This is a genomic window from Serratia sp. BFP-2025, assembly GCF_050880365.1.
GTDB lineage: Bacteria > Pseudomonadota > Gammaproteobacteria > Enterobacterales > Enterobacteriaceae > Serratia > Serratia surfactantfaciens.
The window spans coordinates 2,561,584-2,580,598 of the sequence record NZ_JBPAFV010000001.1 but is presented as its reverse complement, the minus strand read 5'-3'; the positions used below and the strand labels follow the sequence as shown (position 1 = coordinate 2,580,598).

Here is a 19,015-nt window from a genome sequence, read left to right as displayed (position 1 = left end):
GAGGATGATTGCCGTGATTTTTGAACTGCAGGCCGCCGACGGGCAGCGCGATACCTACCTGGCGCTGGCGGCGGAGCTGAAGCCGCTGCTGGCGCAGATCGACGGATTCATCTCCATCGAGCGCTTCCAAAGCCTGGCGGATCCTGCGCGCCTGCTGTCGCTCTCTTTCTGGCGCGACGAGGCGGCGGTGCAGCAGTGGCGCAATCTCGAACAGCACCGAGCGGCGCAGGCGCGCGGCCGTGGCGAGGTGTTGGCGCAGTATCGGCTGCGGGTGGCGGAGGTGATGCGGGATTACGGGCTGGACCGGCGCGAGCAGGTACCACAGGACAGCCGTTGCTATCACCGCACCTGAGTAAAAGCCCGCCGGCGGCGGGCTTTCATCCGCTTATTTCGCCTCGCTGCCCACCTTCATCGCTCCGGCGTAGCTGGCGCCCATTCCCCAGGCGGCGCCGTGGTCGCGGGCGATCTGCAATACGCCTCCCGCCGTGGCCTTGCGGCTCCAGTCTTGCTGCCATTCCAGCATCAGCGCCACCCAATTGATGGGGGTAGCGCCCGCTTGCACCAGGCGCTGCATGGCGTTGTTTTGCGTGTCTGGCGTAATATCGCCGGTGACGTCCGACAGGATATAAACCTCATAACCCTCGCCCAGGGCGGACAGCGCCGGCAGCATCACGCAGCTGGCGGTCCATAGCCCGCCGATGATGATTTTCTTGCGGCCGGATTGCTTGATCAGATCCGCCACGCGCCGGTCCTGCCAGACATTGATGGCGGTGCGATCGTACACCTGCAGGTCTGGGCGCGCCTGCGTCACCTGCTGGAATACCGGTCCGGCGAAGCTTTTGGCGTTGGCCGATGCCAGAATGGTCGGCACATTGAATACCTTGGCGGCCTTGGCGATACCGGCGGCGTTATTCACCAGGTTGGTTTGATCGATAGAAGAAACGGTCATGCCGAACATGTCCTGCAGATCGACCAGCAGCAACAGGCTGTTGTCGGCGGTCAGCGGTTGCACATAACCCGCCTGACGGCTGTCGGCGACAGGGGATTGCGCCAGCGCGACGACGGGGGCGGTGGCGGCGCTCAGGCCGAACATCAGGGCGAATAGGGTCTTTTTCATTATTAACTCCACGATTATCAGTAAATTAAGTTCACTTACCACTCAGGGAAGCGGTTGGATAAAGTCTACTGATGTTGATGGGGTTAATAATCTGTGGTTTATTGAATTTATAATTAACCCGTAGGACATAATATGGATGTGCTACTGACGATGCGCGCCTTTCGCCGCGTGGTCGAACGCAACAGTTTCTATAAGGCGGCGGAGGATCTGGCGATCACGCCGGCGGCGTTGAGCAAGCAGATTAAGCAGCTGGAAAATCGATTGGGTACGCTGTTAATCGTGCGCACCACTCGCAGCATGAGTCTGACCGAAGCCGGCCAGCTCTATTACCAGGAAGCCTGCCGGCTGCTCGGCGAATTCGACGCGCTGGAACAGACGGTGGCGGCCAGCACGCAGCAGGTTTCCGGCATGCTGCGGGTTAATGCGCCGCTCTCGTTTGGCCTGACGGTGCTATCGCCGCTGTTGCCGCTGTTTATGCAGCGTTACCCGCAATTGCAGGTAGAACTGACGCTGGATGATCGCGTGTTGGACGTGGTGGCGGCCGGTTTCGATATCTCACTGCGCATTCGTCGGCGGTTGCCGGATTCATCGCTCAGCGCGCAGGCGCTGGGGGAGATACAGCAACGGATTTGCGCCGCGCCCGGTTATCTGGCGCAGCACGGTGTGCCACAGGCGCCGGAGGAACTGCAGCGGCACAGTTGCCTGGCGTATTCTTTGGCGGAAAGGCCGGGACAATGGCAGTTTAGCGCCGGCAGCGACAGCCTGAGCGTGGCGTTAACGCCGCGCTTCACCGCCAACAACAGCCTGATGTTACGCGATATGCTGGTGGCGGGGTTGGGGATCGGTTCACTGCCGTCGTTCGTGGCCGATCCCGAGATCGCTGCCGGTCGGTTGGTGCCGCTGTTCCCCGCAATGGCCGCCGAAACGCACCAGGTGTTTGCGGTGTATCCGACGCGCCGGCATTTGCAGCGGAAGGTGAGGTTGTTCACCGAGTTTGTGCGTGAATGTGGGCTGAGAACGCCGGATTGACAACGGTATTGGATTGTCATATTCATTAGACATGAGCAAATCTTACCGCCCATTCGCGCAAATTATTATCACCTTTCTCCGAAGGGTGGGATAGCGCGTCTGTCGCAAATAAAAAACCCGCCGGCAAGGCGGGTTTTTTTATCCCCTTCCGGCAAAGACCGGAGAACATTATGAAAACCCACCCTGCAGTTTTACACCTGATGTGCGGCAAGGCCGGCGCGGGCAAATCGACGCTGGCGCAACGTTTGGCGCAGCAGCCGCAAACGCTGCTGCTGGTTGAAGATGCGTGGCTGGCGACGCTGTATGAACAGGAGATGACCACCCTGCAAGACTATGCGCGCTGTTCCGCCCGATTGCGGCGGGCGCTGGGTGGGCACATCGTTCAACTGCTGCGCGGCGGCTGGTCGGTGGCGCTCGATTTCCCGATGAATACGCCGGACCGGCGTCGCTGGGCCAAAGCTCTGGCGGAGGAGGCCGGCGTCGCGCACTGCCTGCACTATCTCGATGTCAGCCATGCGCAGTGCCTGAGCCGCATAGCGTTGAGGAATGCGCGCGGCGAGCATCCGTTTACCCTGAGCGAAGCGGAGTTTGAGCACCTGGCGCAGTACTTCGTTCCTCCGACGGAAGAGGAAGGAATGACGGTGGTACGCTATGGTGAACAGGACTGAAAACCGGCGCCGTAATGGCGCCGGCAACAGGGTTAGGCTTCGGCGTTAAACGCGGCGTGGAAAGCGACCTCCGCACGCGGCAGCCCACCCTGGAAGGCGACGGCGCGGAAGTACTCTTGCGGTACGCCCGGCAGGGTCAGGGCGGTCTGCGCCTGGAAGCCGAAACGGCCGTAATAGTTTGGATCGCCCAGCACCACGCAGCCTGCGGCGCGCTCTGCTTGCAGCTCGGCCAGCAGTTGGCGGATCAGGCGGCTGCCGATCCCCTGGCCTTGGTAAGCCGGCAGTACCGATACCGGCGCCAGCCCGTACCAATCGGCGGCGCCGTTGCTGAGCACGACCGGAGAGAGGGCGGCGTGCCCGATCGGTGTGCCATGTTGTTCGGCGATCAGCGACAGGGTGAGCGCGCCCGCAGCGCGCAGCGCGTTGACGATAAACTGCTCGGTGTGGCTGCTGTGTTCGGCGTGCAGGAACGCGGCGGCGGTCAGGGTGGTGATGGCGCTGACGTCGGCCGGCGTTTCGTGGCGTAAAATGATGCTCATAGTCTTTTCCTTATACGGATAAGGGGGGCCGGCCGGGCTGCCTGCCCGACCGGTATCGATGATTAACGGTTATCCAGCTGCGCGCGCACGGCCTTGAGCCCGGCGACGGTGACGCGATAAGGGCGCCCCTGGCGAGAGAGGATCAGGCGTTTGGTTTTGAGCTTGGTGAAAACGGCAAGCGAGCAGTCGGCCAAGCCGAGCCCTTCGCGGGTGTAGCATTCGACGCGGGTGACGTGACCGGCGTCGCTGCGGGTGAAGGCGATATAGCCGCCTTTGGCCAACACGTGCAGCACGCGTTGTTCCGCTTTGGAAATGTTCATGTTGGGAGATCCTGTAATAACCCCAGATACGCGCATCCCCGCGCAAACGCGCGTCGGATACGTCAGAGTCCCTCGCCATACGGCAAGGAAGCGACTATCGGGTGGTTACAATCTCCAACATACAGGCCTCGGGCAGTGAAAAACGCCAGGGCGGCGTTTCAGCGCGGTTACTGTAGCCAATGACCGATTGGCTGTCAATCCGCCGGCGACGCGGGCCGCCGGCGAAAAGCCCATTAGAAAGGCTTGGTCGGCAGGTATTTGCCGTCCAGGGTGATCACCGCGCGTTCGCCGCCGTCCGGGTCGGCGACCTTCTTGATATCCAGCTTGAAGTTGATGGCGCTGATGATGCCGTCGCCAAACTGCTCGTGCACCAACGCTTTCAGCGTGGAGCCGTAAACCTGCAGCATTTCATAGAAGCGATAAATGGTCGGATCGGTCGGCACGCCGCCGGAGATGCTGCCGCGCAGCGGGATGGTTTGCAGCAGCCGCACCGCCTCTTCGTCCAGCCCCAGCTTGGCCGCTACCGCGCGCGCCGCCGGTTCCGGCAGCGCATGCTGCCCGAGCAGCGCGGCGGTGACGAATGCCAGACTGAGGCCGGTGCCTTCGGTCAGCGCTTCGAACGTCAGGTTCTGGCGGATTTTGGCGGCCATGATGGTGTCGGTAAGCGCTTCGCGCGGGGCGGCGTTATGCAGAGAGTGTGTCATATTGGCTCCTTGTTGGCTTAAAAACGGGCGATCGCCGGCGTGGCGGTCACCTCGGGATGGGTGGCGAGCGGCACGAAGCGGCGGGTTTCACCGTCCAGCGCCTCGATAGCGCCGCTGGCGATGTCATAGACCCAGCCGTGCAGCTTCAGGCGGCCCTGCTCCAGCGCCAGGGCGACAGAAGGGTGCGTTTTGATGTTGTTGAGCTGGGCGATGACGTTCTCGCGCACCATCGACATGACCCGCGCCTCATCGGTGGCGTGCGGATAAGCCTGATTGACCGCCCTGGCCGAATCGGCGTAGCGCAGCCAGCCGGCGACCGTCGGCAGGTGATCCAGACACTGGCAGGTGGCGATGGCGGTCATCGCGCCGCAGTCGGAATGGCCGCAGATCACGATATCCTCCACGCCCAGCGCGGCGACGGCGTACTCGACCGAGGCGGAGACCCCACCGGGTTCGGGGCCGAAGGAAGGCACGATGTTGCCGGCGTTGCGGATCACGAACAGATCGCCCGGCTCGCGCTGGGTGACCAGCTCCGGCACCAGACGGCTGTCGGAACACGAGATAAACAGGGTGCGCGGGTTTTGGCGGGTCGCCAGCCGCTGAAACAGCGCCGTGCGTTCAACAAAGGCTTCGCGCTGGAACTTCAGAAAGCCCTCAATCACCTCTTTCATCTTTTTCTCTCTGGGGTGTCGTTATGCGATGACGGCATGATGAACGCTTCTGGCTATAGGGTCTAAGACCCATTTATAATGATATCTATAGGTATTGCTAATAGCTGGGGCGCTATGCTGCTGCGACACATTCGATATTTTCTGGCCGTTGCCGAACAGGGCAATTTCACCCGCGCCGCTGAAGCGCTGCACGTCTCGCAACCGACGCTGTCGCAGCAGATCAAGCAGCTGGAGGAGGCGCTGGGGGCGCCGCTGTTCGATCGCAGCGGCAGAAGGGTGCAACTGACCGACGCCGGTGAGGCCTGGATGCGCTATGCTCGGCTGGCGCTGCAGGATTTGGACGCCGGCGCGCGGGCGATCCATGACGTAGCGACGCTGGAGCGGGGCCATTTGCGGCTGGCGATGACCCCGACGTTCACCGCCTATCTGGTGGGGCCGGCGATCGATGCGTTCTACCGTCGCTATCCGGGAGTCACGTTGAGCATTGAGGAAATGGCGCAAGAGCGGATCGAAACGCTGCTGGCGCAGGATCGACTGGATCTGGGCATCGCTTTTGAGATGGCGCAGTCGGTGGAGGTGGAAGCCACGCCGTTGTTTAGCGAGACGCTGGAGCTGATGGTCGGCACCGATCATCCCCTGTCGGCGCGGCGTCGGCCGCTGGCGCTGGCGGAGTGGCAACATCTGCCGCTGGCCTTGCTGAGCGGCGACTTCGCCACGCGGCAGTTTATCGATCGCTACTGCACGCAGCTCGGTTTTCGGCCGCAGGTGGCGGTGGAGGCCAATGCGCTGGGCGCCATCCTTGAGATCGTGCGGCGCGGGCAGCTCGCCACGCTGCTGCCGGCCGCCATTGCGCGCGAGAACCGGCAGTTGAAAAAGGTGGTGCTGGCCAACGCCATGCCGGCCCGGCAGGCGGTGTTGCTGCAGCGCAAAGGCGCTTACCGCAGCGCCGCCGCGCAGGCGTTTATCGCCGTATTGCAGCAACAGGGCGTTACGCCAACGCACTCCAGCGCTGCGTCATCCCGAGCAGATGCACCAGCCCGAAACCGAGGCAAATCAGCGAGCTGACGACGATGAAGCGTTGGCTGCGGCCGGTATCGCGCAGGGCGAAGGGGCCGGCGACGCCGCGCAGCAGGTAGATAAAGGTGATGATAAACAGCGCGGGCCGCAGCAGCGGCAGCGGCGCGATCAGCCCGGCGCCGGACAGTGCGTACAGAGCCCAAATAAACAGCACCAGCGCGATACCGGCGGTGACGACGGCCGGGAACTTTTTACCGGCTTCCGCCGCCTTAATGAAGCGATCGCCGGCGCCGCACAGCCGATAGCCGCGCGGCCCGGCGGCGATCACCCAAATATGCAGCAGGGCGGCGATGGCGCTCAGCGCCGCGCCGATCAACAGCGCGGTGTTATAGAGGTGTGGCATGGTAGGGCTTCCCTGTCAGCAGAGTGGTTGGCATGAAGCGTAGACCAGAAAAGACGAATTAACCGAACGCAACAGGGAAGAGGAGCACGTGATGAGAGTGGCGACAGGCATGCTGAGCGTATTGGCGCTGTGGAGCGGGCTGGCGATGGCGCAATCTGCGGCGCTGACGCTGCCGCGGGAAGACAAATCGAGTATTCGTTACTATCTGGATGCCGCCGTGCCTGGGGAGACGTCGCCGGCGCTGCTGGTGATCCTGCAAGGCTCGGATTGCAACAGCGTGCGGCATATTCGTCTGGTCGCGCCAATGCGGCAGGTGTTACCGGCCGCAGACCTGCTGACGGTGGAGAAATACGGCATCGACGACCGGTTGCCGTACAGCGAAGACGTGCCGCGGCGGGATTGTCCGGACGCTTTCGTGCAGCGCGACACGCCGCAGCAGCGGGTGAGCGATGTCACCCAGGTGCTCCAGACGGTGATTAAGCAAAACGGCTATCGACAGGTTGCGGTGCTGGGGGGCAGCGAAGGGGCGGTGATCGCCAATCTGGTGACGGCCTCCTCGGGCCGGATTGACGCCACCCTGGCGTTCAGCGGCGGCGGACGATGGTTCATCGACGACGTGCGCCACAGCGCCGCCGGCGCGCCGGCGGAAGAGAAAGCCGGGCTGAACGCATTTTTACAGCAGGTGCTGGCGGCGCCGCCGTTCCCACTGAACGCCAGCGATCATGGCTATGGCTGGTGGCATGGCATGCTGAGCATCGATCAGCTCGCCACCCTGCGCAGCATCAAGACGCCGGTGCTGATCGTGCAAGGCGGCCAGGATCGTGCCGTTTCGCCGGGGGCGGTCGGGAAAATGATCGCCGAGCTGCGGGCCGCAGGCAAAACGAATATCACCTACCGGAATTATTCGGCATTGGACCATGTGATGCGGCGCGAGAACGGCGACAGCGAGATGACGCGGGTGGTGGCGGATATGCGCGCGTGGCTGGAGCAGCAGCTGCGTTGAGCGGCCATGCCACTCACAAATATTCTTGCTAATCAGGCGGTGCGCTCGTTGGGGCGTTTCGCCTGGGTATTTTCCGCTAAACCGCCTGCGGGCGGATGTGCCCGCAACCGCTCAAAATGTCACCGAAACTTCCCGCGATCTCTGCACCCCGTTGTGGCATAATGCGCGCCAAATCACATTCCCTATGTATAAAGAGCGAGCGCTGTGTTAAGCACTAACAACATCACCATGCAGTTCGGCAGTAAGCCGCTGTTTGAAAACATCTCTGTCAAATTCGGCGGCGGCAACCGTTACGGCCTGATCGGCGCCAACGGCTGCGGCAAGTCCACCTTTATGAAAATCCTCGGCGGCGATCTGGCACCGAGCGGCGGTAACGTGTTCCTCGATCCGAACGAGCGCCTGGGTAAACTGCGTCAGGACCAGTTCGCCTTCGAGCAGTACAGCGTGCTGGACACCGTGATCATGGGCCACACCGAACTGTGGGCGGTGAAGGAAGAGCGCGACCGCATCTACGCCTTGGCGGAGATGAGCGAAGAAGACGGCTATAAAGTGGCCGATCTGGAAGTGGCCTACGGCGAAATGGACGGCTACAGCGCCGAAGCGCGTGCCGGCGAACTGCTGCTCGGCGTCGGCATCCCGGTGGAACAACACTACGGTCCGATGAGCGAAATTGCGCCAGGCTGGAAACTGCGCGTGCTGCTGGCGCAGGCGCTGTTCTCCGATCCGGAAATCCTGCTGCTCGACGAACCGACCAACAACCTGGACATCGACACCATTCGCTGGCTGGAAAACGTGCTCAATGAGCGCAACAGCACCATGATCATCATTTCGCACGACCGTCACTTCCTGAACATGGTCTGCACCCACATGGCGGATCTGGACTACGGCGAACTGCGCGTTTATCCGGGCAACTACGACGAATACATGACCGCCGCCACTCAGGCGCGTGAGCGTCTGCTGGCGGACAACGCCAAGAAGAAGGCGCAGATCAATGAGCTGCAATCGTTCGTCAGCCGCTTCAGCGCCAACGCCTCCAAATCCAAGCAGGCCACCTCACGTGCCCGCCAGATCGACAAGATCCAGCTGGAAGAGGTGAAAGCCTCCAGCCGTCAGAACCCGTTCATCCGTTTCGAGCAGGACAAGAAGCTGTTCCGTAACGCGCTGGAAGTGGAAGCGCTCACCAAGGGCTTCGATGAAGGTCCGCTGTTCAACAAGCTGAACCTGATGGTGGAAGTGGGTGAGAAGGTCGCGGTGCTGGGCGCCAACGGCATCGGTAAAACCACTCTGCTGAAAACGCTGGTAGGCGACGCGCAGCCGGACAGTGGCACCGTGAAGTGGTCGGAAAACGCCCGTATCGGTTACTACGCGCAGGATCACGAATACGAGTTCGACGACACTCTGAGCGTGTTCGACTGGATGAGCCAGTGGAAGCAGGAAAAAGACGACGAGCAGGCGGTGCGTAGCGTGCTGGGCCGTCTGCTGTTCAGCCAGGACGACATCAAGAAGAAAGTGAAGGTGTTGTCCGGTGGCGAGAAGGGCCGCATGCTATTCGGCAAGCTGATGATGCAGCGCCCGAATATTCTGGTGATGGACGAACCGACCAACCACCTGGATATGGAATCCATCGAATCGCTGAACATGGCGCTGGAGATGTACGAAGGCACGCTGATCTTCGTCTCCCACGACCGTGAGTTCGTCAGCTCGCTGGCGACGCGAATTCTGGAAATCACCCCGAACAAGGTGATCGACTTTACCGGCAACTACGAAGACTATCTGCGCAGCCAGGGTATCGTGTAATCCTCACGGCAACGCATCAGGGCGGGAATTATCCCGCCCTTTTTTTATTCGTCATTTCCCGCCGCACACTTCGCAGTGCGGATCCTTTGGCAGTTTCATCTCGCGGAACTGCATGCTCATCGCATCGAACATCAACAGTTTGCCGCGCAGCGGCTGACCATAGTCGGCCAGCAGCTTGATGGCTTCCATCGCCTGCAGAGTGCCGATAGTGCCGACCAGTGGCGCCATCACGCCCGCTTCAACGCAGGTGAGGGCGCTGTCGCCGAACAATCGGCTCAGGCAGCGGTAGCAGGGTTCGCCTGGCTGATAGGTGAATACGCTGAGCTGGCCCTCCATACGGATCGCCGCGCCGGAAACCAGCGGCTTGCGCTGCGCGTGGCACAGACGGTTCAGCGCATCGCGCGCCGCCACGTTGTCGGTGCAGTCCAGCACCAGATCGCAGGCGGCGATCTCTGCCGCGACCGCGTCATCTTCCAAACGGCCGTCGATCGCGTCGATGCGGATATGCGGGTTGATGGCGCTCAGTTCCTGCCTGGCCGAGGCGACCTTGCTCATGCCGATGCGATCGTCGCGGTGCAGGATCTGGCGCTGCAGGTTGGAGAGCGAGACGGTGTCGAAATCCACCAGCACCAGATGGCCGACGCCGGCCGCCGCCAGGTAAGGCGCGGCGGCGCAGCCCAGCCCGCCCAGCCCGGCGATCAGCACGCGGGCGGCCTTCAGTTCCTCCTGGCCGTCGAAGTCAAAGCCGCGCAGCACGATCTGGCGGTTGTAGCGCAGCGCTTCGGCGTCGGTCAGTTCCGGCAGCATGTTCAGCTCCTCAGCAGGGCGTTGAACGGCTCGATCTCCACCATTTCACCCGCCGCCACCGAACCGCGTTCGCGCTCCAGCACGATGAAACAGTTGCCCTGGCTGTAGGAGCTGAACACGTGCGAACCCTGGTGGCCGGTGGTGCTCACCTCCAGTTCGCCCGCGGCGTTGCTGCTGAACACCCCGCGCTGGAAGTCGAGGCGGCCCGGCGATTTCTTCAGCGGTGTCAGTGCCCGCGCGCGCAGGCGCGGCGGCAGGCGCCAGTCGCTGTGGCCGGCCAGCTTCGCCAGCAGCGGTTGCACCAGCTGGTAGAAGGTCAGGGCGGCGGAAACCGGGTTGCCCGGCAGGCCGCAGAACCAGGCGTGGCCCAGTTTGCCGAAGGCGAACGGTTTGCCGGGTTTGATCGCCAGCTTCCAGAAGCTGACCTGGCCCAGTTCGTCGAGCATCTGTTTGGTGTAGTCGGCTTCGCCGACCGAGACGCCGCCGCTGCTGATCACCACGTCGGCCTGGCTGTCCGCCTGTGTAAAGGCGGCGCGCAGCGCGTCGCGATCGTCGCGAATAATGCCGAGATCGAGCACTTCACAGCCCAGCTGTTCCAGCATCAGGCGCACCGCGAAGCGGTTGGTGTCGTAGATCTGGCCCGCCTGCAGCGGCTGGCCGACCGGCTGCAGCTCGTCGCCGGTGGAGAACACCGCAACCTTCAGCTTACGCATCACCTGCACTTCAGCGACCCCGAGCGAAGCCAACAGCGGCAGCTGCGCGGCGCCCAGCTTCACGCCGGCCGGCAACACGCTCGCGCCCCGGCGAATGTCTTCGCCCGCCAGACGGATATTCTGGCCGGCTTCTGCCGGTGTACTAAAACGCACGCCCTGGTCGCTCACTTCGGCCTGTTCCTGCATGACTACCGCCTCCGCGCCGGCCGGGATCGGCGCCCCGGTCATGATGCGCACGCAGCTGTTGGCTGGCCACTCGCCGTTGAACGGCGCACCGGCGAAGGCCTTACCGGCGACCGGCAGCGGCACGCCAGCCTGTAAATCGGCAAGGCGCACCGCATAGCCGTCCATCGCCGAGTTGGCGAACGGCGGCACGTCGAGCGGCGAGACTACCGGCGCGGCGGTGATGCGGCCGGCGGCGGCGGTCAGGGCGACGGATTCGGTTTGCTGCAGCGGGGCGATCTGCCCGAGCATTTTTTCCAGCGCTTGCTCCAGGGAAATGAGATCGGAAGTATGGCAATGATCCATAAGAGGAACTCCGTAATCAGGGTGCGCTCAAAGAGCGACAAAGTGCGGCTATTATGGCAGAGAACGCCGGGGGGGAGAACGGATTATGCCCGCCATCTTTCGCACTGCGTCGTGAGGGCGTTCGGGTATAAACTGGGGAAAACAGAGGAGAATCATGATGCATAAACAGGTTATCGAGTTCTGGTTCGACGAGATAGAACCCATCATGTGGTTCAAAAAGGACGACGACTTCGATCGTCTGCTGCACAGCCGTTTCGGCGAGATCTGGCGGGCGGCGGCGGCGGGGGAGCTGGCGCACTGGCGCGACACCATCGAGGGACGCTTGGCGGAGGTGATCGTGCTCGATCAGTTCAGCCGCAACCTGTTCCGCGGCACGCCGCAGTCGTTCGCCTGCGACGGCATGGCGTTGATTCTGGCGCAGGAGGCGATCCGCAGCGGCGAGTGCGAACGGCTGAGCCGCGAGCAGCGCGGCTTCCTTTATCTGCCGTTCATGCATTCGGAATCGCCGCTGATTCACCAACAGGCGCTGGGGTTATATACCGAGCTCAATAACGGCGACCAGTTGGAGTTCGAGCTGCGGCATAAGGCGATCATCGATCGTTTCGGCCGCTACCCGCATCGCAACGCGATATTGGGGCGCACCAGCACGCCGGAAGAAGAGGCCTTTTTGCAGCAGCCAGGCTCGGGTTTTTAATCGTCGGATCATCTGCGCCCGGCCGGGGAAAAAATAGCAGGCCGGGCGTCGAAATAATGATTATTCAGCGCGAACGTTTATTTCATTACGCTACGCCCCTATTTCCACATGCGGGATTACCATTAATCCCAACCGCGCTGTCAGCGGTTTTTCGATTTTCATAACTCGCTGTTTTTATTCCAATAAGCTATTTCAAGGTGCGAAACGGTCTAAGCGCGCTACGCTAAAAGCGGGGCGTGGACGTTATGCTGTACTTCCACTGTCGGACCAAATAGAGTCGAAAAAGACTGAATAATAATGATACCGCGCTCAGCTTTTTCGCTGTGCAACGGCGGGATTAACACAGGGTGTCAGGCAAATGAGCAAACCAGTGATTGCCATTCATGGCGGCGCGGGCGCAATTACCCGGGCGGCGCTGAGTGCGGAAAAGGAACGGCAGTATATTCAGGCGCTGTCCGAGATCGTGGCCGCCGGGCAGGCGATATTGGCGCAGGGCGGCAGCGCGCTGGACGCGGTGACCGAAGCGGTGCGGCTGCTGGAGGAATGCCCGCTGTTCAACGCCGGCAAAGGGTCGGTGTTTACCCATCAGGGCACCCACGAGCTGGATGCCTGCGTGATGGACGGCCGCACCTGCGATGCTGGCGCCGTCGCCGGCGTCGGCCGCATTCGCAACCCGGTGCTGGCGGCGCGCGCGGTGCTGGAAAACAGCGAACACGTGCTGTTTGCCGCCGAAGGCGCCGAGAAGTTCGCTGCCGCCCACGGCCTAGAAATGGTCCCCCCCGATTTCTTCTTCACTCAGGAACGCTTTGATCAGCTGCACCGCGCCCAGGCGGAGCAGGGCCGGGTATGGCTCGATCACGACGGCGCGGCGCAGGCCGGCGATCCGCTCGATCCCGATCGCAAATTCGGCACGGTCGGCGCAGTGGCGCTGGATGCGCTGGGCAACCTCGCCGCCGCCACCTCCACCGGCGGCATGACCAACAAACAGGCCGGCCGAGTGGGCGACACGCCGATCATCGGCGCCGGCTGTTATGCCAACAATGCCACGGTGGCGGTTTCCAGCACCGGCACCGGCGAAATCTTCATGCGCGGCGTGGCGGCCTATGACGTCTCCGCCCTGATCGAATACGCCGGCCTCAGTTTGCAAGAGGCCAGCGATCGGGTGGTGATGGAGAAACTGCCGGCGCTCGGCGGCAGCGGCGGCATGATCGCCGTCGATCGCCACGGCAATATCGCGCTGCCGTTCAACAGCGAGGGGATGTACCGCGGTTTTGGCTATGTCGGCGATGCGCCGTCCGTCGGGATTTATCGCTAATCGTTCACCGGGAGGGTGCATGACCGACGTTTCATTCCAGCCCGCCGGCGGCGGCGGGCTGTCATTGCCGCCGCAGCGTGTGCTGTCGGTGCGCGATCTGAGCATCAGTTTTCCTCAATCGGAAGGCGCCGTGGAAGCGGTGCGCAACCTGTCATTCGATCTCGATCGCGGCGAGACGCTGGCGATCGTCGGTGAGTCCGGCTCCGGCAAATCGGTCACTTCGCTGGGGCTGATGCGGTTGGTGGAGCAGGGCGGCGGGCGCATCGTCAGCGGCGCCATGACGCTGCGCCGCCGTGACGGCGCGCTGCTCGATCTGGCGCGCGCCTCGCAGAGCACGCTGCGCAGGGTGCGCGGCGCTGACATGGCGATGATCTTCCAGGAGCCGATGACCTCGCTCAACCCGGTGTTTCCGGTCGGCGAGCAGATCGCTGAATCGCTGCGCCTGCATCAGGGGATGGATCACCGCAGCGCGCGCCAGGAGGCGCTGCGCATGCTCGATCTGGTGCGTATTCCGGAGGCCAAAGAGGTGCTGGGGCGCTACCCGCACCAGCTTTCCGGCGGCATGCGCCAGCGGGTGATGATCGCCATGGCGCTCTCCTGCAAGCCGGCGCTGCTGATCGCCGATGAACCCACCACCGCCCTCGACGTCACCATTCAGGCGCAGATCCTGCAGCTGATCCGCGTGCTGCAACGGGAGATGCAGATGGGGGTGATCTTCATTACTCACGATATGGGCGTGGTGGCCGAGATCGCCGACCGGGTGCTGGTGATGCGCCGCGGTGAGCAGGTGGAGCAAAATCGGGTGCGTGAGCTGTTCGCCGCGCCGCAGCAGGACTACACGCGGGCGCTGCTGGCGGCGGTGCCGAAGCTGGGGGCGATGGCCGATCGCCCGCTGCCAGCGAAGTTTCCGCTGCCGGGTGACGAGGGCGATGAAGCGCCGCAGGATACCGTGCCGCCGAGCGCCGCGCCGATCCTGCAGGTGGAGCATCTGGTCACGCGTTTTGATCTGCGCGGCGGGTTGTTCAATCGGGTTACTCGCCGGGTACACGCGGTGGAAAACGTCAGTTTCGATCTTTACCCCGGCGAGACGCTGGGACTGGTGGGCGAGTCCGGCTGCGGCAAGTCCACCACCGGGCGCTCTTTGCTGAAGCTGGTGGACAGCCAGAGCGGCACCATCACCTTCGCCGGGCGGCGAATCGATCAGTTGAAGGGGCCGGCGCTGCAGCACCTGCGGCGCGATATTCAGTTCATCTTTCAGGATCCCTACGCCTCGCTCGATCCGCGCCTGACGGTCGGTTTCTCCATCATGGAGCCGCTGCTGGTGCACAACGTGATGCGCGGCCGGGAGGCGGAGCGGCGGGTGGCCTGGCTGCTGGAACGCGTCGGCCTGCTGCCGGAGCATGCGCGCCGCTACCCGCACGAGTTTTCCGGTGGCCAACGCCAGCGCATTTGCATCGCACGCGCGTTGGCGCTGAACCCGAAAGTGGTGATCGCCGACGAGGCGGTCTCGGCGCTGGACGTGTCGATTCAGGCGCAAATCGTCAATCTGTTGCTCGATCTGCAGCGCGAGTTCGGCATCGCTTTTCTGTTCATTTCACACGACATGGCGGTGGTGGAGCGCATCAGCCACCGGGTGGCGGTGATGTACCTCGGGCAAATTGTCGAGATCGGCCCGCGGCAGGCGGTGTTTGACAACCCGCAGCATCCCTACACCCGCAAGCTGATGGCGGCGGTGCCGGTGGCCGATCCCGCTCACGCCCACAAACGGCAGCCGTTGCCGGTCGATGAGATCCCCAGCCCGGTACGCGCGCTGGGTGATGAACCCGTTACCGCACCGCTGGTGCAGGTTGGCGCCGGGCACTTTGTCGCCCGCCACCCGATCGCCGGTGCTTTTTAAAGACCTCAGGAGAGACAAGCGACATGAAGCACACATTCAAACGCAATGCGCTGTTGGCCGCCGTACTGCTGGCGGCGGGAACCGGCCCGGTCTGGGCGGCCAAGGACGCGGTGATCGCCGTGGCGTCCAACTTCACCACCCTTGATCCTTACGACGCCAACGACACGCTGTCGCAGGCGGTAGCCAAGTCTTTCTATCAGGGGCTGTTCGGCTTCGACAAGGACATGAAGCTGGTGAACGTGCTGGCGGACAGCTATGAGGTCAGCAAAGACGGCCTGACCTACACCGTTAAACTGCGCCAGGGCATTAAATTCCACGACGGCACCGCGTTCAACGCCGAGGCGGTGAAGGTTAACCTCGACCGCGCCAGCAACCCGGACAGCCACCTCAAGCGCTACAACCTGTTCAAGATGATCGACAAAACCGAGGTGGTGGACGCCAATACGGTGAAAATCGTGCTGAAGGCGCCGTTCTCGGCGTTCGTCAACAATCTGGCGCACCCGGCGGCGGCGATCATCTCGCCGGCGGCGCTGAAGCAATACGGCAAGGAGATCGGTTTCCACCCGGTCGGCACCGGGCCGTACCAGTTCGAGACCTGGAACCAGACCGATTTCGTCAAGGTGAAGAAGTTCGATGGCTACTGGCAGCCGGGGCTGCCGAAGCTCGACAGCATCACCTGGCGCCCGGTGGTGGATAACAACACCCGCGCGGCGATGCTGCAGACCGGCGAGGCGACCTTCGCCTTCCCGATCCCTTACGAGCAGGCCAAGGTGCTGGAGGGCAACGCCAAGCTGGACGTGGTGGCCGCGCCGTCGATCCTGCAACGTTACATCAGCATGAACGTCACCCAAAAGCCGTTCGATAATCCGAAGGTACGTCAGGCGCTGAACTATGCCATCAATAAGGACGCGCTGATCAAGGTAGCGTTCGCCGGCTACGCGGTGCCGGCGGAAGGGCCGGTGCCGCCGGCGATCGACTTCGCCGCCCGCTATAAGCCGTGGCCGTACGATCCGGCCAAGGCGCGCGAGCTGCTCAAAGAGGCCGGCTATCCGAACGGTTTCACCACCACGCTGTGGTCGTCCCACAACCACAGCACCGCGCAGAAGGTGCTGCAGTTCACTCAGCAGCAGCTGGCGCAGGTCGGGGTGAAAGTGACGGTGACGGCGATGGACGCCGGGCAGCGCGCGGCGCAGGTGGAAAGCGTCGGGGTGAAAGACACCGGCGTGCGGATGTTCTATACCGGCTGGTCGGCCTCGACCGGGGAGGCCGACTGGGCGCTGTCGCCGCTGTTCTCCACTCAGGCGGCACCGCCGAAGCAGTTCAACACCGCGTTCTACAGCAACCCGCAGGTGGACAAGGATCTGACCGATGCGCTGGCGACCACCGATCGCGCCGAGAAACAGAAACTGTACCAAGACGCGCAGGATCGCATCTGGGCCGACGCGCCCTGGATCTTCCTGGCGACCGAACGTCTGTTGTCGGCCAACAGCAAGCAGCTGAGCGGCTTCTACGTGATGCCGGATACCTCGTTCAACTTTGATAACGCCGATCTGAAATAAGGCGCCCATCCCCGCCCGTGGCCACGCGGCTGCGGGCGGGGGAAGGAATGAGATGCTCAATTATTTTCTGAAACGACTGCTGGGTCTGATCCCGACGCTGCTGATCGTGGCAGTGCTGGTGTTTCTGTTCGTCCATCTGTTGCCGGGCGATCCGGCGCGGCTGGCGGCGGGGCCGGAGGCCGACGAGGCGGTGGTGCAACTGGTGCGCAAGGATCTGGGGCTGGATAAGCCGCTGCCGCAGCAGTTCGCGCACTTCTTCGTCAACGCGCTGCGGGGCGACTTCGGCATCTCGATGGTGTCCAAACGGCCGGTGAGCGAAGAGATCGCTTCGCGCTTTATGCCGACCTTCTGGCTGACCGTGGCCAGCATGCTGTGGGCGGTGGCGTTCGGTCTGGCGATCGGCGTGGTGTCTGCGGTGTGGCGCAACCGCTGGCCGGATCGTCTCGGCATGACGCTGGCGGTGTCGGGGATCTCGTTCCCGGCCTTTGCTCTCGGCATGCTGCTGATGCAGGTGTTCTCGGTCGAGCTGGGCTGGCTGCCGACGGTGGGCGCCGACAGCTGGCGGCACTACATTCTGCCTTCGATAACCCTGGGGGCGGCGGTGGCGGCGGTGATGGCGCGCTTCACCCGCGCTTCGTTCGTCGAGGTGCTGCAGGAGGACTACATGCGCACCGCGCGCGCCAAGGGCGTGCGGGAAAGCGTGGTGGTGATGAAACACGGCCTGCGTAACGCGATGATCCCGGTGGTGACCATGATGGGGCTACAGTTCGGCTTCCTGCTCGGCGGTTCGATCGTGGTGGAGAAGGTATTCAACTGGCCGGGGCTGGGGCGGTTGCTGGTGGACTCGGTGGAGATGCGCGATTACCCAGTGATCCAGGCTGAGGTGCTGCTGTTCTCGCTGGAGTTCATCCTGATCAACCTGCTGGTGGATATGCTGTACGCGGCGATCAACCCGGCGATTCGTTACCAATGAGGACGCGGCATGATTAAGCATTGGCGGCGCAACGTTGCACTGAAGGCGATGCCGCTTATCGACCCCAACGCGGTGCGCACGCCGTGGGGCGAGTTTTGGCGGCGTTTTCGCCGCCAGCGGGCGGCGCTGGTCGCCGGTCTGTTAGTGCTGCTGCTGATCGCGGCGGCGCTGCTGGCGCCTTATCTGGCACCGTTCGATGCGGAAAACTATTTCGATTACGACCGGCTGAACGAAGGGCCTTCGCTGATGCACTGGCTGGGTGTCGATTCCCTCGGGCGCGATATCTTCAGCCGCATCCTCATGGGCACGCGCATTTCGCTGGCGGCCGGGGTGTTCTCAGTGCTGGCGGGCGGGGCGATCGGCACCTTGCTGGGGCTGCTGGCCGGCTACTATGAGGGCTGGTGGGATCGCCTCACGATGCGCGTCTGCGACGTGCTGTTCGCGTTTCCCGGCATTCTGCTGGCGATCGGCGTGGTGGCGATCATGGGCAGCGGCATGGCCAACGTGATCGTCGCGGTGGCGATCTTCAGCATTCCGGCCTTTGCTCGCCTGGTGCGCGGCAACACGCTGGTGCTGAAGCACCTGACCTATATCGAGTCGGCGCGCAGCATCGGCGCCTCGGACTGGACCATCATCCTGCGGCACATTCTGCCGGGTACGTTGTCGTCGATCGTAGTCTATTTCACCCTGCGCATCGGCACCTCGATCATCACCGCCGCCAGCCTGTCGTTTCTGGGTCTGGGCGCCCAGCCGCCGACGCCGGAGTGGGGGGCGATGCTCAACGAGGCGCGCGCCGATATGGTGATCGCGCCGCACGTGGCGATCTTCCCCAGTCTGGCGATATTCATCACCGTGCTGGCGTTCAACCTGTTGGGCGACGGATTGCGCGACGCGCTCGATCCGAAGCTGAAGGGATGATGCTTTAACGTATGGCGCATATTTGAACGGGCTCAAATGTCGTCTCAATGCTACTATCGTTCAATAAACCGTGTTGTTTGCACGAAAATGAGTGAGAGAGGTGCCGATGCCAGTAAAACAACGAACGACGCAAAGTGTGACCATGACGCTGGAACGCAGTTTGTTGAGCCGTGCGCGTGAGGCGGGGATTAATCTCAGTGCGACGCTAACTGCTGCTTTAGATGCTGAGTTGCGTCAGCATGAGAGGATAAAATGGCAGGAAGAAAACCGAGAGGCGCTTGAAGCGCTTAACCGATTTAATGATGAGCATGGTTGCTTTAGCGACGAATACAGGACGTTTTAG

General features: G+C 62.7%; 21 protein-coding genes. 13 read left to right on the top strand and 8 right to left on the bottom strand.

Features of this window, described 5'->3' with window-relative positions; all coding sequences use genetic code 11:
• The first annotated feature begins 4 nt into the window (after positions 1-4).
• Entirely contained in the window at positions 5-352 is a 348-nt protein-coding gene (locus ACRAWE_RS12300) for an antibiotic biosynthesis monooxygenase family protein (RefSeq protein WP_019454448.1), read from the top strand.
• A gap of 33 nt (positions 353-385) precedes the next feature.
• Here the strand turns inward: ACRAWE_RS12300 and ACRAWE_RS12295 are convergent, their stop codons facing one another.
• Positions 386-1,117, bottom strand: coding sequence for an isochorismatase family protein (locus ACRAWE_RS12295; RefSeq protein WP_084799113.1), 732 nt, complete (start codon positions 1,115-1,117; stop codon positions 386-388).
• A gap of 132 nt (positions 1,118-1,249) precedes the next feature.
• On the opposite strand from ACRAWE_RS12295, the gene ACRAWE_RS12290 reads away from it, so the two are divergent.
• Together ACRAWE_RS12290 and ACRAWE_RS12285 are read left to right on the top strand one after the other, a co-directional pair.
• Positions 1,250-2,146 (top strand): LysR family transcriptional regulator, encoded by an 897-nt coding sequence (locus tag ACRAWE_RS12290; protein WP_154746802.1) that lies wholly within the window; start codon positions 1,250-1,252, stop codon positions 2,144-2,146.
• Positions 2,147-2,316: 170 nt separating this feature from the next.
• Positions 2,317-2,814, top strand: a complete 498-nt coding sequence (locus tag ACRAWE_RS12285) for an AAA family ATPase (RefSeq protein ID WP_063919046.1) — start codon at positions 2,317-2,319, stop codon at positions 2,812-2,814.
• Positions 2,815-2,846: 32 nt separating this feature from the next.
• On the opposite strand, the gene ACRAWE_RS12280 is transcribed toward ACRAWE_RS12285, so the two are convergent.
• The 4 genes from ACRAWE_RS12280 to ACRAWE_RS12265 form a co-directional block, all read right to left on the bottom strand.
• Entirely contained in the window at positions 2,847-3,353 is a 507-nt protein-coding gene (locus ACRAWE_RS12280) for a GNAT family N-acetyltransferase (protein ID WP_063919047.1), read from the bottom strand.
• Positions 3,354-3,415: 62 nt separating this feature from the next.
• Positions 3,416-3,673 (bottom strand): YjhX family toxin, encoded by a 258-nt coding sequence (locus ACRAWE_RS12275; protein WP_063919048.1) that lies wholly within the window; start codon positions 3,671-3,673, stop codon positions 3,416-3,418.
• 233 nt (positions 3,674-3,906) lie between these two features.
• The gene (cynS, locus tag ACRAWE_RS12270) at positions 3,907-4,377 is read right to left on the bottom strand and encodes a cyanase (protein WP_432525418.1); all 471 of its coding nucleotides are present in this window, start codon (positions 4,375-4,377) and stop codon (positions 3,907-3,909) included.
• A 17-nt stretch (positions 4,378-4,394) separates the two neighbouring features.
• Positions 4,395-5,048: a carbonic anhydrase gene (locus ACRAWE_RS12265; protein ID WP_063919049.1), complete on the bottom strand. Its 654-nt coding sequence runs from the start codon at positions 5,046-5,048 to the stop codon at positions 4,395-4,397.
• A gap of 114 nt (positions 5,049-5,162) precedes the next feature.
• Between ACRAWE_RS12265 and cynR the strand changes: the two genes are divergently transcribed.
• Positions 5,163-6,113 (top strand): transcriptional regulator CynR, encoded by a 951-nt coding sequence (gene cynR / locus ACRAWE_RS12260; protein ID WP_432525417.1) that lies wholly within the window; start codon positions 5,163-5,165, stop codon positions 6,111-6,113.
• Here cynR and ACRAWE_RS12255 read toward each other — a convergent pair.
• Positions 6,037-6,468, bottom strand: a complete 432-nt coding sequence (locus ACRAWE_RS12255; RefSeq protein ID WP_019454439.1) for a hypothetical protein — start codon at positions 6,466-6,468, stop codon at positions 6,037-6,039. The genes cynR and ACRAWE_RS12255 overlap by 77 nt on opposite strands.
• Positions 6,469-6,559: 91 nt before the next feature.
• Here ACRAWE_RS12255 and ACRAWE_RS12250 point away from each other — a divergent pair, with 91 nt between their 5' ends.
• Together ACRAWE_RS12250 and ACRAWE_RS12245 are read left to right on the top strand one after the other, a co-directional pair.
• The gene (locus tag ACRAWE_RS12250; protein WP_063919051.1) at positions 6,560-7,471 is read left to right on the top strand and encodes an alpha/beta hydrolase family protein; all 912 of its coding nucleotides are present in this window, start codon (positions 6,560-6,562) and stop codon (positions 7,469-7,471) included.
• A 204-nt stretch (positions 7,472-7,675) separates the two neighbouring features.
• The gene (locus tag ACRAWE_RS12245) at positions 7,676-9,268 is read left to right on the top strand and encodes an ABC-F family ATPase (protein WP_071532835.1); all 1,593 of its coding nucleotides are present in this window, start codon (positions 7,676-7,678) and stop codon (positions 9,266-9,268) included.
• A 51-nt stretch (positions 9,269-9,319) separates the two neighbouring features.
• Here the strand turns inward: ACRAWE_RS12245 and moeB are convergent, their stop codons facing one another.
• On the bottom strand, positions 9,320-10,075 hold the full coding sequence (gene moeB, locus ACRAWE_RS12240) for a molybdopterin-synthase adenylyltransferase MoeB (RefSeq protein WP_432525416.1): 756 nt from the start codon (positions 10,073-10,075) through the stop codon (positions 9,320-9,322).
• Between the two features lie 2 nt (positions 10,076-10,077).
• On the bottom strand, positions 10,078-11,316 hold the full coding sequence (moeA, locus tag ACRAWE_RS12235) for a molybdopterin molybdotransferase MoeA (protein WP_309531037.1): 1,239 nt from the start codon (positions 11,314-11,316) through the stop codon (positions 10,078-10,080).
• A 157-nt stretch (positions 11,317-11,473) separates the two neighbouring features.
• Here moeA and ACRAWE_RS12230 point away from each other — a divergent pair, with 157 nt between their 5' ends.
• The 7 genes from ACRAWE_RS12230 to ACRAWE_RS12200 all read left to right on the top strand — a co-directional run bounded on the left by ACRAWE_RS12230 (position 11,474) and on the right by ACRAWE_RS12200 (position 19,015).
• Positions 11,474-12,010, top strand: coding sequence for a DUF924 family protein (locus tag ACRAWE_RS12230; protein ID WP_432525585.1), 537 nt, complete (start codon positions 11,474-11,476; stop codon positions 12,008-12,010).
• A 358-nt stretch (positions 12,011-12,368) separates the two neighbouring features.
• Positions 12,369-13,325, top strand: coding sequence for an isoaspartyl peptidase/L-asparaginase family protein (locus tag ACRAWE_RS12225; RefSeq protein WP_063919054.1), 957 nt, complete (start codon positions 12,369-12,371; stop codon positions 13,323-13,325).
• A 19-nt stretch (positions 13,326-13,344) separates the two neighbouring features.
• The gene (locus tag ACRAWE_RS12220; RefSeq protein WP_432525415.1) at positions 13,345-15,222 is read left to right on the top strand and encodes a dipeptide ABC transporter ATP-binding protein; all 1,878 of its coding nucleotides are present in this window, start codon (positions 13,345-13,347) and stop codon (positions 15,220-15,222) included.
• Positions 15,223-15,245: 23 nt separating this feature from the next.
• The gene (gene gsiB, locus ACRAWE_RS12215; protein ID WP_063919056.1) at positions 15,246-16,781 is read left to right on the top strand and encodes a glutathione ABC transporter substrate-binding protein GsiB; all 1,536 of its coding nucleotides are present in this window, start codon (positions 15,246-15,248) and stop codon (positions 16,779-16,781) included.
• A gap of 52 nt (positions 16,782-16,833) precedes the next feature.
• Positions 16,834-17,754: a glutathione ABC transporter permease GsiC gene (gsiC, locus tag ACRAWE_RS12210; RefSeq protein WP_025302141.1), complete on the top strand. Its 921-nt coding sequence runs from the start codon at positions 16,834-16,836 to the stop codon at positions 17,752-17,754.
• 9 nt (positions 17,755-17,763) lie between these two features.
• Positions 17,764-18,672, top strand: coding sequence for a glutathione ABC transporter permease GsiD (gene gsiD, locus ACRAWE_RS12205; RefSeq protein ID WP_177342835.1), 909 nt, complete (start codon positions 17,764-17,766; stop codon positions 18,670-18,672).
• A gap of 106 nt (positions 18,673-18,778) precedes the next feature.
• Positions 18,779-19,015: a type II toxin-antitoxin system CcdA family antitoxin gene (locus ACRAWE_RS12200; RefSeq protein WP_029988820.1), complete on the top strand. Its 237-nt coding sequence runs from the start codon at positions 18,779-18,781 to the stop codon at positions 19,013-19,015.

Excerpts from the sequence above, each read along its gene's own strand:
- ACRAWE_RS12300 (WP_019454448.1), top strand. The coding sequence starts at position 5 with ATGATTGCCGTGATTTTTGAACTGCAGGCCGCCGACGGGCAGCGCGAT.
- ACRAWE_RS12295 (WP_084799113.1), bottom strand. The coding sequence starts at position 1,117 with ATGAAAAAGACCCTATTCGCCCTGATGTTCGGCCTGAGCGCCGCCACC.
- ACRAWE_RS12290 (WP_154746802.1), top strand. The coding sequence starts at position 1,250 with ATGGATGTGCTACTGACGATGCGCGCCTTTCGCCGCGTGGTCGAACGC.
- ACRAWE_RS12285 (WP_063919046.1), top strand. The coding sequence starts at position 2,317 with ATGAAAACCCACCCTGCAGTTTTACACCTGATGTGCGGCAAGGCCGGC.
- ACRAWE_RS12280 (WP_063919047.1), bottom strand. The coding sequence starts at position 3,353 with ATGAGCATCATTTTACGCCACGAAACGCCGGCCGACGTCAGCGCCATC.
- ACRAWE_RS12275 (WP_063919048.1), bottom strand. The coding sequence starts at position 3,673 with ATGAACATTTCCAAAGCGGAACAACGCGTGCTGCACGTGTTGGCCAAA.
- cynS (WP_432525418.1), bottom strand. The coding sequence starts at position 4,377 with ATGACACACTCTCTGCATAACGCCGCCCCGCGCGAAGCGCTTACCGAC.
- ACRAWE_RS12265 (WP_063919049.1), bottom strand. The coding sequence starts at position 5,048 with ATGAAAGAGGTGATTGAGGGCTTTCTGAAGTTCCAGCGCGAAGCCTTT.
- cynR (WP_432525417.1), top strand. The coding sequence starts at position 5,163 with ATGCTGCTGCGACACATTCGATATTTTCTGGCCGTTGCCGAACAGGGC.
- ACRAWE_RS12255 (WP_019454439.1), bottom strand. The coding sequence starts at position 6,468 with ATGCCACACCTCTATAACACCGCGCTGTTGATCGGCGCGGCGCTGAGC.
- ACRAWE_RS12250 (WP_063919051.1), top strand. The coding sequence starts at position 6,560 with ATGAGAGTGGCGACAGGCATGCTGAGCGTATTGGCGCTGTGGAGCGGG.
- moeB (WP_432525416.1), bottom strand. The coding sequence starts at position 10,075 with ATGCTGCCGGAACTGACCGACGCCGAAGCGCTGCGCTACAACCGCCAG.
- moeA (WP_309531037.1), bottom strand. The coding sequence starts at position 11,316 with ATGGATCATTGCCATACTTCCGATCTCATTTCCCTGGAGCAAGCGCTG.
- ACRAWE_RS12230 (WP_432525585.1), top strand. The coding sequence starts at position 11,474 with ATGCATAAACAGGTTATCGAGTTCTGGTTCGACGAGATAGAACCCATC.
- ACRAWE_RS12225 (WP_063919054.1), top strand. The coding sequence starts at position 12,369 with ATGAGCAAACCAGTGATTGCCATTCATGGCGGCGCGGGCGCAATTACC.
- ACRAWE_RS12220 (WP_432525415.1), top strand. The coding sequence starts at position 13,345 with ATGACCGACGTTTCATTCCAGCCCGCCGGCGGCGGCGGGCTGTCATTG.
- gsiB (WP_063919056.1), top strand. The coding sequence starts at position 15,246 with ATGAAGCACACATTCAAACGCAATGCGCTGTTGGCCGCCGTACTGCTG.
- gsiC (WP_025302141.1), top strand. The coding sequence starts at position 16,834 with ATGCTCAATTATTTTCTGAAACGACTGCTGGGTCTGATCCCGACGCTG.
- gsiD (WP_177342835.1), top strand. The coding sequence starts at position 17,764 with ATGATTAAGCATTGGCGGCGCAACGTTGCACTGAAGGCGATGCCGCTT.
- ACRAWE_RS12200 (WP_029988820.1), top strand. The coding sequence starts at position 18,779 with ATGCCAGTAAAACAACGAACGACGCAAAGTGTGACCATGACGCTGGAA.